The following is a 2,169-nucleotide window of genomic DNA, read 5'->3' as shown; positions in this document are numbered from 1 at the left end:
GAACTGGTGCAGGAGATCAGCGCCGCGTGCAAAGAGCAGGACACGGGCGCTGAGCAGATCAACAAAGCGATCCAGCAACTTGACCAGGTGATCCAGCAGAACGCCAGCGCCAGCGAAGAGATGGCCTCCACCAGCGAAGAACTGGCCAGCCAGGCCGAACAACTGCAGGCAACAATCGCCTTCTTCAAGACCGGCGAACAAGGGGGTCTGGTGCGCAAGTCCGCAGTCGTGCGCCAGTTCGCGGCCAAGAAAAAGGCAGCCACTCCCCATCTGGGCCAGGGTTCCTCCAACGGCTACCACCACGCCAACGGCTATCACGGAGAATCCAAGAAAGTCGCAGCAGGCGGCGGGGTGGATCTGAACCTGGACACCGATCACCTGGACGACCAGTTCGAGAAATTCTAGGAGAGAGCGATGGCACACGCAGACGCAACAGAAACGCAGCAGTACCTGACCTTCACCCTTGCCGGGGAAGTATTTGCGGTGGACGTGGCCAAGGTCCGGGAGATACTGGAATGGAGCAGCATCACCAAAGTTCCGCAGACTCCCGGATTCATGCGCGGTGTGATCAACCTGCGGGGCAGCGTGGTTCCGGTAATCGACTTGCGGCAGAAGTTCGGGATGCCCGAAACCGAGCGCAGCATCGACACGTGCATCATCGTAGTCGAGGTGGAGACGGCAATGGAGACGCTGGTACTGGGAATGCTTGCCGACTCGGTGCAGGAGGTGTTCGAGCTGGAGAGAGGAAACATCGAGCCTGCGCCCCGGATCGGGACAAAGCTTGACACCTCGTTCCTGAAGGGCATGGGGAAACGCGGCGATATGTTCCTGATCATTCTGGACATGGACCGGGTGTTCGGAGAGGACGATCTGGCCGGGCTGGCCGCGGCAGGGGAGGCGGCTGCGTAACAGAGATAATCAAGAGCAGGAATGACCCAACGGCGCTCCGGAAGAACGGAGCGCCGTTTTTTTGTCTGATAGCCGGCTGATAGTTGTTTGATTGAATCATGTTTTATGGTCCGAGAATCTATTTATTGAAGTCTATTTGCAATGTAAAGATTTAATAATTAAAGGGTTAAGGGTATACGACCGGTTATATCAGGAATTTCCTGATGCGCCGGGTAGTGGTTGTCCCGATAGATATAATGGTAGTGGAAAATAATTGGTTGTCTTTAAGGTGGTAACGGCGCGAAAACGATAGGATAGACACTGTATTGGGCGAATCTGGGGCTTGCAGGAAAATGATCTGACATGTGCTGTGGTTAATCTTTGCAGGTTGACATCGGTGGCAGCGAAGCCTGTTGTTTCACTTACCCAAGGAGGATGCTATGCGTATCGGTGATCTCAAAATTGGCGTACGGCTTGGTATTGGATTTGGTGTCCTGCTCGTGCTGCTGGGTGTAGTTACCGTGGTCGGCATTAACGGCATGAAGGAGATTAACGCAAAGCTCGATCGAATCCTCAAGGTCAACTATGGAAAAATCAAGAATGCCAACGAAGTTTCAATGGTAGTTGGCAATTTAATGGGCAAGATCAGTGAAATAATGCTCAAGGACATGAGCGAGCGGCCTGCAATCAAGCAGGAAATTGAAAAATTGCGGAGCGATTACCGCTCTGCCCTGGAGAGGCTTGAACAACTGGAGCAGACGGATCAGGGCAAGCAATTGATCGCCGACGCCAAGGCCACCATAGATAATGCCAAAAAGGCCAATAACGACATCATCGAACTGAGTCTTACCGGAAAAACTGATCAGGCCCTGGATGTTTATAACAAGGAAGGTGCCCCCTTGTCGCAAAAGATCGTGGCGGCATTCAAGAATATCGTGAAGTACCAAGAAGGTCGGATGGAGACACGTTACGCAGAGGCACTGAAAGCCTATGGTACCTCCCGGTCCGTTGCGCTCGGTGTCGCTTTCTGCGCGTCGCTCATCGGCATTCTCATCAGCCTGTTTGCAACCAGAAGCATAACGCGTCCCCTTGCCACGGCCGTGTCGGTATCCAATGAACTGGCAGAGGGGAACCTGACCGTAACGATCGAGGCAACGAGCAAGGACGAAACGGGCCAACTGCTGGCGGCCATGCACAACATGGTCGAGAAGCTGAAAGGAGTGGTAGCTGACGTGAAGAGCGCAGCGGACAACGTGGCCGCCGGCAGCCAGGAGCTCTCCT

Annotated in this window: 2 protein-coding genes and 1 pseudogene; all 3 read left to right on the top strand. The window is 54.1% G+C overall.

Annotated features, from left to right (window positions below):
- Positions 1-405: pseudogene (locus AC6CDK_RS17740) on the top strand (chemotaxis protein); the annotation flags it as partial.
- A gap of 9 nt (positions 406-414) precedes the next feature.
- A complete protein-coding gene (locus AC6CDK_RS17735) occupies positions 415-909 on the top strand; it encodes a chemotaxis protein CheW (RefSeq protein ID WP_192906048.1) in 495 nt (164 codons plus the stop codon).
- Positions 910-1,328: 419 nt separating this feature from the next.
- A partial coding sequence (locus AC6CDK_RS17730; protein ID WP_496639953.1) for an MCP four helix bundle domain-containing protein occupies positions 1,329-2,169 on the top strand: 841 nt, incomplete at its 3' end.

The sequence above is a fragment of the Geobacter sp. PheSNFMC genome, assembly GCF_059620965.1.
Note: the sequence above shows the minus strand (reverse complement) of the source record. Positions and strands in the feature narration are given on the sequence as shown.

Bases quoted from the DNA above. Each gene is read 5' to 3' on its own strand.
- AC6CDK_RS17735 (WP_192906048.1), top strand. From the start codon at position 415: ATGGCACACGCAGACGCAACAGAAACGCAGCAGTACCTGACCTTCACC.